Consider the following 14,944-nt stretch of genomic DNA (forward strand, 5'->3'; position numbering starts at 1 on the left):
CCATTTTGTGCGCTTTTATCCGCACAAAAAAAGGACGAGTCTCCTACCCTAGACATCGTCCTTTTCATACACGTATTTAAAAGATAGAAATGGCACCTGTTAACAAAGCGATCAATGTTGTAAAAAGGGCAGTTAACACGGTCCATAGCAGGGCGTATCTTTGCAAATCGCCAATATCTTTGTTCAACATACTGACAAGAAGGAGCGTTGAAGCCACAAGAGGGCTCAGCAAGTGGACAGGCTGTCCGATAATAGAGGCACGCGCAATTTCCACTGGATTAATTCCGTAAGCAGCACCCGCTTCAGCCAAGATCGGAAGCACCCCGAAATAATACGCATCATTTGAAAGAACAAATGTAAATGGCATACTCGTTAAAGCGACAATGAGTGGAAAGAATGAGCTGTAGGAATCCGGAATCATGTAAATAACCAAATTAGCAATGGACTCCACCATTTTTGTTCCCGAAAAAATCCCTGTGAAAATTCCAGCTGCAAACACAAGGGTAATGACCGTTAATGCATTTCCTGCGTGCGATAAAATTCTCTCGCGCTGATCTTCAACCTTTGGATAGTTGATCATGAGCGCGATGACAAATCCAATTAAGAAGAGAACTGGAATCGGTACGATATCTAAAACAAGTGTCGCCATCACCGCAATTGTCAAAAAGAAGTTTACCCAAATGAGGTTTGGTCTTTTCATGTCTTCGACGCCATCTTCAATTGACGCTGCCAATTCAGGGGAGATCGAAACCTCTTCTTTGTACTGAATCTCTGCGATCCCAATTCGTTTCCGCTCTTTTTTCCCGAGCACATAGGCAGTAAAAAGGATGAATAGACCGCCAGCTACCATCGTTGGAATTAATGGAATAAAAAATTCAGCTGCATCCAAGCCAAGTGCAGCAATTGCACGAGTAGCAGGACCACCCCATGGGGTCATACCGCTCATAATGCCTAATGATAATAATGAAATCGTCCCTAAAATCAGCGGGTTCATCCCAATTCTTAAGAAAAGTGGCAGCAAAGCTGATACGGTAATCATGTACGTTGTCGTCCCATCCCCATCTAATGCAACAAGCATGGACAAAATCGCTACCCCAAACGCAATTTTGACAGGATCCCCTTTCACAATACGTAAAATGAGTTTAATCAGTGGATCAAACAGACCTGCATCCAGCATGACACCAAAGAATAAAATGGCAAATAATAATAAAGCAGCAGACGGTGCAACCGTTTTGAGTCCATCAAGCATCATATCCCCTAATCCACTGTAAAACCCACCGATCAATGCAAAAATGATCGGCACAACGGTTAATGCCACCACCGGATGCATACGTTTTGTCATAATAAGAAATGTAAAAGTTACGACCATTAAGAGTCCTAAAATAGCTAGCACTTTATATCCCTCCATCCTCTTCTTTGCGCAGTCAGCAAGCGCCCCTTTGCACTTGCGACCTAAATGTTAGCGCTTTCTATTTCAAGGATATAATAGCTCTTTTTATAATGAAAATATTGATTTTTTCGTATATTCTATAAATTTCTTTTATAATCAACCTTGCTGGCTTCTTAAAAACTCTATGAATGCTTTCACAACAGATAAATGAAGGGAGTCTGGCTGGTACATAAGCCATGTATCTCTTAAAACAGGCTGGCCATCTTTATACGAAAGACCTTTTACAAATAGCTCATCACTTGGTCTGAGGCAAATTTCCGGGACAATGGCGTAGCCTAAACCGTGCTTGACCATCTCTTTTGATGTATCCTGGCGGTCTGTCTCCATCGTCACAAGCGGAGGCATGGTAAACGTTTCCTGCCACCATCTGTTAATCAATCGTTTTAATGAACTATCTGTATGATAGTCAATGAGCGGAAGCTTTGGGAGGTCCTTTAGCTGGATTTCTGATTTTGAAATGATACAAAGCCGCTCTTTATCAAGCAAAAACCGCTCTCCATTCCAATCGTAATCTCCTCTTAAAATCCCTAAATGGACACTTGATGTGCCTAATAAATCCATGACTTTCGTGCTCCAGCCTGTATTCACCATGAATTGAACATGTGGATACTGCTTAGAAAATTCTCTTAAAATTTCCGGCAGCTTATACTGAGCAAAGTTACTTGAGACCCCTAACCGGATTGTCCCTTTGACCTTTTTTTGCATGTTGAGCATGCCATCTTTTGTTTGCTGAAGCTGTTTGAGCATGTCATTTGCATATGCAGCCAAGTACTCGCCTTCTGACGTAAATTCAATCCCTCGTTTTCTTTTAAAGAAAAGCTTCATATCAAACTCCTCTTCAAGCTGCTTCAACCGATAGCTTAAGGCAGGCTGAGAGACAAATAATTTTTCCGCCGCTTTTGTGATGTTCTTTTCTTCATAGAGCACCTTTAAAAACCGCCAGTCTTTCTCATCCATTGTGTGCCCTCCTTTTTCACTAGTTATAAAAAAAATTTATTGATTCCTCTTAAAATAATGTATTTAACTTATTTCTTATTATACTTTACCATTTTGATTAGATAAACAGTTCATTAAAAATTGAGGGTGAGAGCAATGAGAAAAGTTCCAATCACAATTATGCGAGGCGGTACAAGCAAAGGGGTATTCATTCAAGCAAACGATGCACCCTATGAACACGATGAGCTCGAGGCATTTCTTTTAGACATTATGGGCAGTCCTGACCGGCTGCAGGTCGATGGGATCGGCGGCGGTAATTCTTTAACAAGTAAAGTAGCCATTATTGATAAAGCCACACGTCCAGATGTGGATGTGAACTATACGTTTGCACAAGTCAGCATCAATGAGAGATATGTCGACTTTAAAGGGAACTGCGGGAATATCTCATCAGCGGTTGGACCATATGCCATCATTAAAGGACTTGTTCAAGCGGTTGAGCCCATTACGACTGTACGTATCCTCAATACCAACACCAATAAAGTCATTGTAGCAGAGGTTGAGGTTGAAAACGGCGAAGTGAAATTTGAGGGAGATGTAGAAATTCCAGGAGTAAAAGGGACAGGATCTCCCATCTATCTATCATTTGAAAAACCTGAAGGCGCTGTAACAGGTAAAACCTTTCCGACAGGGAACCGCATGGATACGATTCAGACAAAATTCGGGGAGATTCCGATCTCGATCGTTGACATCGCAAATCCCATTGCCTTTGTCCGAGCGAAGGATCTTCATTTAAAAGGAACCGAATTGCCTGAGGAATTTTCAGACGCATTACTGGATGATTTAGAAGAGATTCGTTCCATCGCTGCTGAAATGTGTCACTTTGCGCCAAAAGACATGGCAACATTACAGTCACCAGCCGTTCCGAAGCTTGCGATTATTAGCGAACCTGCTGATTATGTCGATACAAATGGAGTGATGAGACGAGCAGCCGATATGGACATCATCGTACGCATGCTATCAATGCAAAGACCACACCAAGCGCTTGCCATTACCGGATCTGTCTGTGTGTCAGCCAGCTGTTTTATGGAACAAACACTTCCTGCACAGCTTTATGATGGACAACATGATACGCTTCGAATCGGGCATCCTGCCGGAATTATGCAAACGGACATTGACGTGTCTCAAAACAGAGTCAAAGTCATTCGAACCGCAAGAGAAATTCTAGACGGGGTTGCCTTTACGAAACAAGATTATATTGTGCAGCCTCATATAAAAAGAGAAGCCTGAAGCAGACGAGAACATCGTCTGCTTTGATATTGTTGACAAAGGGCTAAAATGATGTTTATTTTAGTCCTTTGTCTCCTTTTCAGCATGATAGAAAACCTTTGAAGTCTAGTACCGGAGCGAATGAAACATTCGTGAGCACCGGCACGCAGACCTGACAACGAATGCGAGGGTTTGTCTACACGCTGAGAGCAGACGAGAAGACGTCTGCTTTTTTTAATGTTGAAGCGGGGCATCAATATCTCCCGCAGAATGAGCTTTGATCTGTCCTTTATCATCTTTTAGCTGAAGATGACCAAAGCGGTTAACACCGCTGCAAATGCCTTCTTTCCATGTTTGTTTTTCACGATCTAACGAAATGCGAAGCGGCTTGTTGAGTCGATATAACCGTTTGTTATAGAGGGCAGTGAGTGCTTCAAACCCTTCATTTTTCCAGCGTGTATGATATTTTTCAAAAGCCGTGGCAAGGTCCTTCACAAGCTGATCGGCTTTTACCTCTGTCAGTTCAGATAGGCAAATGGTTTTGTACGGGACATGCTCCGGCTTTGTTTCTACATTGATACCGACACCAATATAAATGGCGCTGCGGTCTGCTTCTATTAATGTACCGGATACCTTTGCTTCATTAATGAGAATATCATTCGGCCATTTGATCGCCAGCTGATCGTCCGCTCTCATGAGTGGTTTCAGCACATCATAGATTGCTAGTGCTGTCAGCGGAGCGATCGTTGATTGAGTGGAGAGTTCTTCTGGCGGCATGACTGTCATGGTTACCGCCACATTCCCTACAGGCGTTTCCCATGGCCTGCCGAGTCTGCCTCTTCCTGCTGTCTGCTGGCGTGCATAGACAGCAAATGAGGGTTTTTCTCCTTGCTGCATGAGCCTTTTCGCTTCATTATTTGTACTATCAATGGTGTCATATTGAAAAATCTTCATGTGTTCTCCTCTTGTTTCTTCTTGATATGATGCTTTTATTATAACAAAATGAAGTGTGCACGTTGATAAAACAGCATGCTACTCATTTCGCTGCGCCTGAAATGTCTTTTTTTCTTCTTCAGTAAATGGGACAGATGTGCCTGTATCTTTACTAATTTGCACCATCGTGACTGACCCTGTAAAGCATGGTTCCTGCTGCTCATTTTCTCCTAAGTAATGAAGAATGAGTGAGCTTGAGCCTACCTTTTCCGGCTTGACATACACACGAAGCCTCTCTCCAATCTCTACCTGCTTGATGTAATCACATTGCAGATTAGCGACGACTGTCATGGTCTCTCTCACACGTTTCATCCGTTTATCAACAATACCTGTTTTTTGAAAAAAGGCAATGCGCGCCTCTTCAAAATACACAAAAGGGGTGACATTGTTCATATGGCCAAACATATCCGTTTCTGAAAAACGAACAGTGGTTTCGACATAAAATCGAAAGGATGCTCTCCACTCTTCAAACGGTTCTTCAATATATGACGGCAATCTCACTTGATCATCTCCTTATTTGGAAACAAAACGCCTCTCCCGTATTGGAAGAGGCGTTTGTTTATATGTTGCATCCAGCCTCTTAAACACTCATCATGATTGGCAAAGAGGACTGAATGTGATGTTATTCTGCGTGATCGCTTCCGAAGAAGTTACGGAATGCTTGTAAAGTTGTATCTCGGTTAAGTGCAGCAATTGACGTTGTCAGCGGGATTCCTTTCGGACAAGACTGCACACAGTTTTGGGAGTTCCCGCAGTTCGCAAGACCACCGTCCCCCATAATTTCTTCTAGACGGTCAGACTTATTCATCGCACCTGTCGGATGTGCGTTAAATAAACGAACTTGCGAAAGCGGTGCAGGGCCCATAAAGGAAGACTTATCATTCACGTTTGGACAAGCTTCAAGGCAGACACCACATGTCATACATTTCGAAAGCTCGTATGCCCATTGACGTTTTTTCTCAGGCATTCTTGGTCCAGGACCAAGGTCATACGTGCCATCGATCGGCACCCATGCTTTCACTTTTTTCAATGAATTGAACATCCGGCTTCTATCAACCTGCAAGTCTCTCACAACCGGGAATGTCTTCATCGGCTGAAGACGAATCGGCTGGTCTAACTGATCAATAAGGGCTGTACATGACTGGCGCGGTTTTCCATTAATGACCATAGAACAAGCTCCGCACACCTCTTCAAGACAGTTCATATCCCAGTTGATCGCCGTTGTTTTTTCCCCTTGTTTATTGACCGGGTTCCGTCTAATTTCCATGAGTGCGGAAATGACGTTCATATTTGGGCGGTAAGGAATCTCAAATTCTTCATCATAAGGCTTTCCATCTGCTGTATCTTGACGTGTGATTATGAATTGAATCGTGTTTTTTTCACTCATCTTATTTCTCCACCTTTTTCTTCGAGTAATCTCGTTTACGAGGTGCAATTAACGATACATCGACGTCCTCATAGTGGAATGCAGGCTTTTGATTTTTTCCTTTGAACGTAGCCATTGTTGTTTTTAGGAACTCTTCATCGTTTCTCTCTGGGAAGTCCGGTTTGTAGTGTGCGCCTCGGCTTTCATTCCTGTTGTAAGCCCCGATCGTAATGACTCTTGCCAGTTGAAGCATGTTGTCAAGCTGACGTGTGAAGGCAGCGCCTTGGTTGCTCCATGAAGCTGTATCGTTGATGTTGATCTTTTTGTAGCGCTCCATTAGTTCTTCGATCTTCTGATCTGTTTTTAAGAGTTTGTCATTGTAACGAACGACTGTGACGTTATCCGTCATCCATTCTCCAAGCTCTTTATGAAGCACGTACGCATTTTCTGTTCCGTCCATGCTCAGGATGTTGTCCCATTTTTCCTGCTCTTTCTTCACGGCGCTGTCAAATGTTGCAGAAGATAGGTCTTCCGCAGACTTTTCAAGACCGCTAATGTACTTCACAGCATTCGGTCCAGCGACCATTCCGCCGTAAATGGCAGAAAGCAGTGAGTTTGCTCCAAGTCTGTTTCCGCCGTGCATAGAGTAATCACATTCTCCGGCAGCAAATAGACCTTTGATATTCGTCATTTGATCATAATCAACCCATAATCCGCCCATTGAGTAATGAACAGCAGGGAAAATTTTCATTGGAAGCTTACGCGGGTCATCACCCATGAATTTTTCATAGATTTCAATGATACCGCCAAGTTTAATATCAAGTTCTTTTGGATCTTTATGAGAAAGATCGAGATATACCATGTTCTCTCCGTTGATGCCAAGCTTTTGCTCGACACATACGTCGAAAATTTCACGTGTAGCGATATCACGCGGTACAAGGTTTCCGTATGCTGGATATTTTTCTTCTAGGAAGTACCAAGGCTTCCCGTCTTTATATGTCCAAACACGTCCGCCTTCACCACGAGCCGATTCACTCATGAGACGAAGCTTGTCATCTCCAGGGATCGCTGTTGGGTGAATTTGAATGAATTCTCCATTTGCGTAATGAGCCCCTTGCTGATAGACGATGGATGCAGCAGATCCAGTGTTAATCATGGAGTTCGTTGATTTTCCGAACACGATTCCAGGACCGCCTGTTGCCATGATCACTGCATCTGAACGGAAGGATTCAATTTCCATTGTCGTCAAGTTCTGCGCGACAATGCCTCGGCATACTTCCTCGTCATCTAACACAGCGCCAAGGAATTCCCAGCCTTCATATTTCGTGACAAGTCCTGCTACTTCATAGCGGCGAACCTGCTCATCAAGTGCATATAATAGCTGCTGACCTGTTGTAGCTCCAGCAAATGCTGTACGGTGGTGCTGTGTTCCCCCGAAGCGGCGGAAGTCCAATAATCCCTCTGGTGTTCTGTTAAACATTACACCCATCCGATCAAGTAAATGGATAATGGACGGCGCTGCTTCACACATTGCCTTTACTGGCGGCTGGTTGGCTAAGAAGTCTCCGCCATACACCGTGTCATCAAAATGTTCATAAGGTGAATCCCCTTCACCTTTTGTATTCACCGCTCCGTTGATTCCGCCCTGTGCACATACAGAATGCGAACGTTTTACAGGTACGATTGAAAATAGTTTAACAGCTGTTCCCGCTTCTGCTGCTTTAATAGTTGCCATGAGACCAGCTAAGCCGCCTCCGACAACGATGATGCTAGAATTACTCATTGTAGCCCCTCTCCCTCTTCTACTAATCTATTTCCTCTTAAACAAAAGCGAAAATTGCTCTTAGCCCTACATATGAAAGCGCTATAAATATACCTAATGTCACATATGTGGAGATTCTTTGTGAGCGTGGTGAAACAGTAATTCCCCAGCTGACAGCAAATGACCACAAGCCATTAGCAAAGTGGAAAATAGTAGATAAAACGCCGACAATATAGAAACCTAGCATAAATGGAGAGCTTAAAATATTCGCCATCATGTCATAGTTCACTTCAGCTCCAAGCTGAGCTTGAATTCGTGTTTCCCATACATGCCAAGTCACAAAAATCAATGTGATGATACCTGAAATCCTTTGCAGTCTGAACAACCAGTTTCTTAAGTAACTGAAGCGAGACGTGTTGTTTTGTGCCGTAAAGGCTATGTACACCCCATAAACAGCATGATAGATCAGTGGTAAGAAAATCACGAACAGCTCAAGTGCATATCTGAATGGAAGCTGTTCCATAAAGTGTGCAGCTTTGTTAAACGCCTCTGGTCCATTCGTCGCAAAGTGGTTCACCACTAAGTGCTGAATTAAAAATAGACCGACCGGAATGACGCCAAGCAAAGAATGCAATCTCCGATAAAAAAATTCTTTGTTCCCCGACATTACTTTACCCCCTAGTAAAAAGTGCAATTGCTGAAAATTGTCTTACCCCCGCTTCTTTCAATTGTAAGCACTTTATTCAAATTTATTGACAATTTCATTTTACTCCTATGTCAAAAAAGCGTCAAGAAACCGCGTACATAAATTAAAATTTTCCGAAATTTAAAAGTTTTAAATCAAAATTCGTTTTACTACAATAAGAATTTCTTAGACTTCAGGGAAAACTCTGTCATCATATGCTCACATAAGCTATAATAAATTGTTGAAAGAGGGGAGCCGTACAATGAATAAATTCGAATCTAACTTAGAACAGCTAAAAGAAATTGAAGTCAATGGATTTGCCTACGAGCTGATACGCGAAGTTCTGCTGCCTGATATTCTTGGTCAGGATCATTCATCTATGATGTATTTTGCGGGTAAGCTGCTTGCTCGTAAATTTCCTCAAGAGTCATGGGAGAAGATCCCCGAATTTTTCCATGATGCCGGATGGGGAACTCTCACGATGGTCCATTCGAAAAAACAGGAAATTGAGTTTGAGCTCGAAGGTCCACTTGTATCAAATCGACTCACCTATCAAAAGGAGCCATGCTTTCAGATGGAAGCAGGTTTTATTGCTGAACAAATCCAGCTTCTCAACGAGTACGTGGCTGAATCTTATGAACAAGTGAAAAAGCGTGCTGATAAAGTCATTTTAACCGTTAAATGGGATTTAAGAGACCCAAGCTAACTCTCTTTATGAAAGGCGCAGACTTCAGGTCACGCCTTTTTTTGTTTGCCTTCTTCTATCATAGCATACTTAGTGAATGGGTTTGCGGAGGTTTCGAATATAAAAAAGAGGTGCACTCTTTCATGAGATACACCTCCCGCCTTTTTAAGAATGCGCAGCTACCTTTGATAAATCAAACGCATCATGCAATGCTTCAACTGCTTTGACCATATCGTCTCGGCCAACCACTGTCGAGACTTTAATTTCAGACGTACTGACCATTTTCACTTGGATGTCTTTTTCTGCTAACACAGCGAACATTTCAGCGGCTACGCCTGGATTTGAAACCATACCAGATCCAACAATGGATACTTTGGCTAATTTGCTTTCTGTCTCGATCTGTTCGTAGCCGAGTGCTCCTTTATATTCTTCTAACACTTCAACTGTTTTAGACAAATCATCCGTTTTCACAGAGAAAGAGATCGACGTCTGATTGGTGCTTGTGACAGACTGAATGATGATATCGACATTGATATTTTGCTTCGCAAGTGTCGTAAAGATGGTCGACAATGTGGTAAGACCGCTTGAAAGACCGCACACCGTCACGCGTGTAATCTGATCCTCAAATGCAATGCCTCTGACGACTAAATTTTGTTCCATGGATGATTCCTCCTCAATTAACGTACCCGATTCATTTTCAATACTAGAACGGACTTCTAGCGGGACTTGATAATTTTTCGCAAATTCAACAGCTCTCGGATGCAAGACACCAGCTCCTAAATTAGCCAGCTCTAGCATCTCATCATATGAAATACCTGCAAGTTTCCGCGCGGCCGGTACATAACGCGGATCTGTCGTAAACACACCTGGTACATCTGTGTAAATATCACATTTATCCGCTTTTAGTGCAGCAGCAAGTGCCACAGCTGTTGTATCTGATCCACCGCGTCCAAGCGTTGTGATATGCAAATCATCTGCAATTCCTTGGAAGCCAGCCACAACAACCACTTTCCCAGCACTTAATTCCTCTTTTATTCTTGATTCATCAATATCGACGATTCTTGCGTTACCATGTACTTGCTCTGTTTTCATACCAGCCTGCCAGCCTGTAAAGGAAATGGCATCATAGCCTTTTGCTTGCAGCGCCATCGTTAATAAGGAAATGGTCACTTGCTCTCCAGTTGCGAGCAGCATATCCATTTCTCTTTTGCTCGGATGATCTGTGAGTTCTTTCGCTAGGTCTACTAGAACATCCGTTGATTTACCCATTGCCGACACAACCACAACCACATCATGTCCGGCCTCGCGTTCAGCGATGACCCTTTCTGCAGCATTGCGAATTTTTTCTGTCGATCCAACAGACGTTCCGCCAAATTTTTGTACAATTAGTCCCATGTCAACCACCCTTTTTCAAAAGATCACGTGTGAGAGAAGAGGCAAGAAGCGGCTTTGGAGACTGCCTGCTCACTGCAAATAAAAAAAGCAATGAGAGAACAGATCTCCCATTGCTTTATAATCATCATCAAACGATGCAAACAATGAGATAGCCCTCCAAGAAATAAATTCTTGACAGCCCTACATTTCTTCAATGTACAGCCAGCGAATAAAATGAGTGGATTTTATTCACTTCGGCGACGCTCCCCTTTCAGCCCTCTTCCTAGATCCCATCGATCTCTGAAGGCTTACTCTTGAAGTTCGCACCTCTATCTTCAACAAACAACACGTTCATTTATTAAATTTAGTCACAATCTTAACAGACTTTTGGAAAAAGTACAATCTATTTTTTTAAAGCTTCCATTAAAAGCTCGGCCGTTTGTTTTGGGATGCCAGCCTCCTGAAAATCTTCGATCGTGGCTTCTTTCATCTTTTTCACAGAGCCAAAATGTTTAAGAAGCTGTTTTTTACGCTTTTCTCCGATACCTGGCACATCGTCTAAAATAGATTGAAATGCATTTTTTCCTCGCAGCTGCCGGTGAAAGCTAATCGCGAACCGGTGCACTTCATCTTGAATGCGCTGCAATAAATAGAAGGCCTGGCTATTCCGCTCAAGTGCAACAATTTCCAGTGTATCGCCCATCATTAGATTCGACGTCCTGTGCTTTTCATCTTTTACTAGACCTGCTACTGGAACAGACAGATTCAATTCATTTTCAAGCACATCTATCGCTGCATTGATCTGTCCCTTTCCTCCGTCAATTAAAATCAAATCTGGCAGCGGAAGCTCATCCTTTAACACGCGGGTATATCGCCTTCTAATGACTTCACGCATCGATGCATAATCATCTGGACCTGTGACGGTTTTAATTTTGTATTTTCGGTATTCCTTTTTATACGGCTTCCCGTCCTGAAAGACGACCATAGCAGAAACCGGGTCTGCACCTTGAATATTCGAGTTATCAAATGCCTCAATCCGGTAAGGCATATAAATATTCAGCGCATCTCCAAGCTGCTTCACTGCACCAATGGACCGCTCTTCATCGCGCTCAATGAGCGAAAATTTTTCTTTTAAGGCGATTTTAGCATTTTGATGGGCAAGTAAGAGCAAATCCTTTTTCTTTCCTTTTTTCGGCTGATGAACGTTCGTCTCAAGCAATTGTTCAATCATCTCTTGATCTACGCTATCTGGCACCAAAATTTCCTTCGGCAGAAAGTGATTGTTCTTTTCATAAAATTGCCCCATAAACGTGAGAAACTCTTCCTCAGGGTCTTGATACATAGGAAACAGGCTGACATCGCGTTCAATCAATTTTCCTTGCCTGATGAAGAAGACTTGGACACACATCCAGCCCTTGTCATAGGCATATGCAAAAACATCTCGATCTGATAAATCGCTCATCGTCATTTTCTGCTTTTCCATCGTAGAGTCGATATATGCGATTTGATCTCTCAATTCTTTTGCGCGTTCGAACTCTAATTGTTCGGCGGCTTCTTCCATCTTTTCGGTAAGTTCCTTTTTGATTTGCTGATGTCCTCCGTTTAGAAACCTTATGATTTCGTCCACGAGCTGCTTATTCGTTTCTTCAGAAATGTCATACACACATGGCGCGAGACATTGTCCAAGATGATAATATAAACAGACGCGATCAGGGAGGGTGGCACATTTTCTGAGAGGATATAAACGGTCGAGCAGCTTTTTCGTTTCACGTGCTGCCTGTACGTTCGGGTATGGTCCGAAATATTTCCCTTTGTCCTTTTTCACATGACGGGTGACGATCAATTTAGGATGTCGTTCATTCGTAATTTTAATAAAAGGATACGTTTTGTCATCCTTGAGCATGACATTGTATTTTGGGTCGTATTTTTTGATTAAATTTAGCTCTAAAATGAGTGCCTCGATATTAGAAGAGGTGACAATGTATTCAAAGTCCTCAATTTCACTGACAAGACGCTGCGTTTTGGCGTCATGAGATCCAGTGAAATAAGAGCGTACTCTATTTTTTAAGACCTTTGCCTTCCCCACATAAATGACTGTATTTTGTCGATCTTTCATTAAATAGCAGCCTGGTTGATCTGGCAAGACCGATAGCTTTTCTTTGATCAGTTTGTTCATATTTTCATCCGTCCTTGTTTTCCTCTTTCACTCCTTCTAGTGTATCACGAACATTTGTTTTATACCATATTGAAAGAAAAGCGGCTCTCGTCTTTACGAGAACCGCTTCAGTGAGTATGCCGCTCGGGCATAGACAGGTTTATAGATGTTTGTTAACAAGCTCAGCAAGTGCTTCTTTTGGTTTGAAACCAACAGAAGTTTCTACCACTTCACCGTCTTTTAAAACAAGAAGTGTTGGGATACTCATCACGCCGTATTTACCAGCAGTTTCTTGGTTATCATCTACATCAATTTTTACAATTTTCATTTTATCGCCCATTTCTTGATCAAGTTCTTCAAGAACTGGAGCAATCATTTTACAAGGTCCGCACCATGGTGCCCAAAAGTCCGCAAGAACAACACCTTCTGCAGTTTCTTGTGAAAATGTTGCGTCAGTAGCTTTTACGATTGCCATTATTCATTCCTCCAATGTAAATTATGCTTTTTAGTATAGCATCTACCAATGTGACTTGCGAATGAAATGCTTACGAATCATTTTTTATGAAATGAATTAAAAAACAAACCGTATAATCGCACCAATGACAACAATTGCACCGATAATCATGAGAATCGTTCTAAGCATATAAATAACTCCCTTTCCGCTTCGTTTACAATGTATGATGCCCCAACATCCTCCTCATCAAACATCTAAATATGCGATCAAGCCAGATCGATCGTGATCATCACCACAGACATTGGCGGCAGATCTATGGTCAACTCACCGGGTTTTACAGCAAATTGCTGAAACTCTGCTGGCTGGACAGCATGAGGATCGTCAAATGTGTTGTGCGCATTCATGCGGTCCGCTGTCAGCACACGGCCCGTAACCTTCGTTTTTGCATCCAAACCTTCAATGGCAAGGGATACTTCGTTTTGTTCATGCGGATTCAGGTGACAGAAGCTAATATGCATCTTATCGGACGAACGCGAAGCTGACACACTAACCTGAGGTATTTTTTCACCGCTTCGTTCATAAGGTGTTGACACGAATTCCACTTCAAGTGCTTCCTCCTCTTGATGCACTTGAAACATGTGAAACACATGGTAAGTAGGCGTCAGAAGCATCTTTTCGTCTTTCGTTAACACCATTGCTTGCAGCACATTGACCGTCTGGGCAATATTCGCCATATGAATCCGCTGGCAATGACGATGAAAGATATGAAAATGAAGGGCACAAACAAGTGCGTCTCTTAGTGTGTTTTGCTGATACAAAAATCCTGGATTCGTACCTGGTTCTGGGTCATACCATGTTCCCCATTCATCAATGATCATCCCGATTCGCTTGTCTGGATCATAACGATCCATAATCTCTCCATGATCCACGACAAGCCGTTCCATCTCATAGGCTTTTTTCAATGTGATAAACCATTCATCTTCATCAAATTCAGTCGCTGACCCTTTCTTCTCCCACGTACCAGGTACGGTGTAGTAATGCAAACTGAGTCCATCCATCCAAGGTGCGGCCCGCTCCATTAATACTTTTGTCCAATTCACATCATTTGAATTGGCGCCGCATGCAATTTTGTATATGGTCTGACCTGCAAACTCTCTTACATACGTTTGATAACGTTTATATAGATCTGCATAGTATTCAGGCGTCATATTCCCGCCGCATCCCCAGCTTTCGTTGCCTACACCAACATAGGTCAGGTCCCAAGGTTCTTGTTTTCCATTTTGAATGCGCCAATCAGACATAGGTGTTCCCTTTGGAAATGTGATGTACTCGACCCAGTCTGCTAATTCTTGAACAGTCCCACTTCCCACATTTCCGCAAATATAAGGCTCACATTCAAGCAGCTCACACAATTTCATAAACTCATGCGTACCAAATGCATTGGATTCAACGGTACCACCCCAATGAGTGTTCACCATCGGCTTTCGTTCGCTCATATCTCCAACACCATTTGCCCAATGATACTCGTCTGCGAAGCAGCCGCCCGGCCACCTAAGCACAGGAATATGTAGTGCTTGAAGGGCTTTTAGCACATCGGTACGAATTCCCTCAATATGATCAATCTCAGAATCTTTTCCGACCCAAATCCCGTCATAAATCCCTCTTCCTAAATGCTCTTGAAAATGTCCATAGATGTGTTTAGAAATACGTCCGATCACGTCATTGACTTTTACTTTCCCCTTCACTTGTCAACCGCTCCTTTGTGTATTGATTACATACAAAAAAACCCAGAATACCTAGGCATTCTGAGTGTATGAG

At 42.7% G+C, this 14,944-nt stretch carries 13 protein-coding genes and 1 riboswitch; of the genes, 2 read left to right on the plus strand and 11 right to left on the minus strand.

The window, feature by feature from the left end:
- Positions 1-76 precede the first annotated feature (76 nt).
- A complete protein-coding gene (locus tag ACQYAC_RS07045) occupies positions 77-1,393 on the minus strand; it encodes a CitMHS family transporter (RefSeq protein ID WP_429943001.1) in 1,317 nt (438 codons plus the stop codon).
- Positions 1,394-1,546: 153 nt separating this feature from the next.
- Positions 1,547-2,407 carry a LysR family transcriptional regulator gene (locus tag ACQYAC_RS07050; protein ID WP_061409004.1) on the minus strand — a complete coding sequence of 287 codons (861 nt, stop codon included), beginning with the start codon at positions 2,405-2,407 and terminating at the stop codon, positions 1,547-1,549.
- A 135-nt stretch (positions 2,408-2,542) separates the two neighbouring features.
- Between ACQYAC_RS07050 and ACQYAC_RS07055 the strand changes: the two genes are divergently transcribed.
- Positions 2,543-3,673, plus strand: a complete 1,131-nt coding sequence (locus ACQYAC_RS07055) for a 2-methylaconitate cis-trans isomerase PrpF family protein (protein WP_429943002.1) — start codon at positions 2,543-2,545, stop codon at positions 3,671-3,673.
- 213 nt (positions 3,674-3,886) lie between these two features.
- Here the strand turns inward: ACQYAC_RS07055 and ACQYAC_RS07060 are convergent, their stop codons facing one another.
- The 5 genes from ACQYAC_RS07060 to ACQYAC_RS07080 all read right to left on the minus strand — a co-directional run bounded on the left by ACQYAC_RS07060 (position 3,887) and on the right by ACQYAC_RS07080 (position 8,440).
- Positions 3,887-4,606 carry a biotin--[acetyl-CoA-carboxylase] ligase gene (locus ACQYAC_RS07060; RefSeq protein WP_429943003.1) on the minus strand — a complete coding sequence of 240 codons (720 nt, stop codon included), beginning with the start codon at positions 4,604-4,606 and terminating at the stop codon, positions 3,887-3,889.
- A gap of 78 nt (positions 4,607-4,684) precedes the next feature.
- A complete protein-coding gene (locus ACQYAC_RS07065; protein WP_058015130.1) occupies positions 4,685-5,146 on the minus strand; it encodes an acyl-CoA thioesterase in 462 nt (153 codons plus the stop codon).
- A gap of 121 nt (positions 5,147-5,267) precedes the next feature.
- Positions 5,268-6,032 (minus strand): succinate dehydrogenase iron-sulfur subunit, encoded by a 765-nt coding sequence (gene sdhB / locus ACQYAC_RS07070; protein WP_088001954.1) that lies wholly within the window; start codon positions 6,030-6,032, stop codon positions 5,268-5,270.
- A 1-nt stretch (position 6,033) separates the two neighbouring features.
- Positions 6,034-7,794 carry a succinate dehydrogenase flavoprotein subunit gene (sdhA, locus tag ACQYAC_RS07075; protein WP_058015128.1) on the minus strand — a complete coding sequence of 587 codons (1,761 nt, stop codon included), beginning with the start codon at positions 7,792-7,794 and terminating at the stop codon, positions 6,034-6,036.
- A 37-nt stretch (positions 7,795-7,831) separates the two neighbouring features.
- Positions 7,832-8,440: a succinate dehydrogenase cytochrome b558 subunit gene (locus ACQYAC_RS07080; protein ID WP_058015127.1), complete on the minus strand. Its 609-nt coding sequence runs from the start codon at positions 8,438-8,440 to the stop codon at positions 7,832-7,834.
- Between the two features lie 280 nt (positions 8,441-8,720).
- Between ACQYAC_RS07080 and ACQYAC_RS07085 the strand changes: the two genes are divergently transcribed.
- Entirely contained in the window at positions 8,721-9,164 is a 444-nt protein-coding gene (locus tag ACQYAC_RS07085) for a YslB family protein (RefSeq protein WP_058015126.1), read from the plus strand.
- 144 nt (positions 9,165-9,308) lie between these two features.
- On the opposite strand, the gene ACQYAC_RS07090 is transcribed toward ACQYAC_RS07085, so the two are convergent.
- The 4 genes from ACQYAC_RS07090 to ACQYAC_RS07105 form a co-directional block, all read right to left on the minus strand.
- Positions 9,309-10,538 carry an aspartate kinase gene (locus ACQYAC_RS07090; protein ID WP_061409010.1) on the minus strand — a complete coding sequence of 410 codons (1,230 nt, stop codon included), beginning with the start codon at positions 10,536-10,538 and terminating at the stop codon, positions 9,309-9,311.
- Positions 10,539-10,679: 141 nt separating this feature from the next.
- A riboswitch (Lysine riboswitch) is annotated at positions 10,680-10,857 on the minus strand.
- A gap of 63 nt (positions 10,858-10,920) precedes the next feature.
- Complete coding sequence (gene uvrC, locus ACQYAC_RS07095) at positions 10,921-12,693, minus strand: excinuclease ABC subunit UvrC (RefSeq protein ID WP_427366341.1); 1,773 nt, start codon at positions 12,691-12,693, stop codon at positions 10,921-10,923.
- 139 nt (positions 12,694-12,832) lie between these two features.
- The gene (gene trxA, locus ACQYAC_RS07100) at positions 12,833-13,147 is read right to left on the minus strand and encodes a thioredoxin (RefSeq protein WP_007501629.1); all 315 of its coding nucleotides are present in this window, start codon (positions 13,145-13,147) and stop codon (positions 12,833-12,835) included.
- 245 nt (positions 13,148-13,392) lie between these two features.
- A complete protein-coding gene (locus tag ACQYAC_RS07105) occupies positions 13,393-14,871 on the minus strand; it encodes an alpha-N-arabinofuranosidase (RefSeq protein WP_429943004.1) in 1,479 nt (492 codons plus the stop codon).
- Between the last annotated feature and the right edge of the window lie 73 nt (positions 14,872-14,944).

This window comes from Bacillus sp. MM09(2025), assembly GCF_050496725.1.
In the GTDB taxonomy this organism is placed as follows: Bacteria; Bacillota; Bacilli; order Bacillales; family Bacillaceae; genus Bacillus; species Bacillus pumilus.

What these genes read in the sequence shown, in the direction of transcription:
- ACQYAC_RS07050 (WP_061409004.1), bottom strand. Translation starts at nt 2,407, where the DNA reads ATGGATGAGAAAGACTGGCGGTTTTTAAAGGTGCTCTATGAAGAAAAG.
- ACQYAC_RS07055 (WP_429943002.1), top strand. Translation starts at nt 2,543, where the DNA reads ATGAGAAAAGTTCCAATCACAATTATGCGAGGCGGTACAAGCAAAGGG.
- ACQYAC_RS07060 (WP_429943003.1), bottom strand. Translation starts at nt 4,606, where the DNA reads ATGAAGATTTTTCAATATGACACCATTGATAGTACAAATAATGAAGCG.
- sdhB (WP_088001954.1), bottom strand. Translation starts at nt 6,032, where the DNA reads ATGAGTGAAAAAAACACGATTCAATTCATAATCACACGTCAAGATACA.
- sdhA (WP_058015128.1), bottom strand. Translation starts at nt 7,794, where the DNA reads ATGAGTAATTCTAGCATCATCGTTGTCGGAGGCGGCTTAGCTGGTCTC.
- ACQYAC_RS07080 (WP_058015127.1), bottom strand. Translation starts at nt 8,440, where the DNA reads ATGTCGGGGAACAAAGAATTTTTTTATCGGAGATTGCATTCTTTGCTT.
- ACQYAC_RS07085 (WP_058015126.1), top strand. Translation starts at nt 8,721, where the DNA reads ATGAATAAATTCGAATCTAACTTAGAACAGCTAAAAGAAATTGAAGTC.
- ACQYAC_RS07090 (WP_061409010.1), bottom strand. Translation starts at nt 10,538, where the DNA reads ATGGGACTAATTGTACAAAAATTTGGCGGAACGTCTGTTGGATCGACA.
- uvrC (WP_427366341.1), bottom strand. Translation starts at nt 12,693, where the DNA reads ATGAACAAACTGATCAAAGAAAAGCTATCGGTCTTGCCAGATCAACCA.
- trxA (WP_007501629.1), bottom strand. Translation starts at nt 13,147, where the DNA reads ATGGCAATCGTAAAAGCTACTGACGCAACATTTTCACAAGAAACTGCA.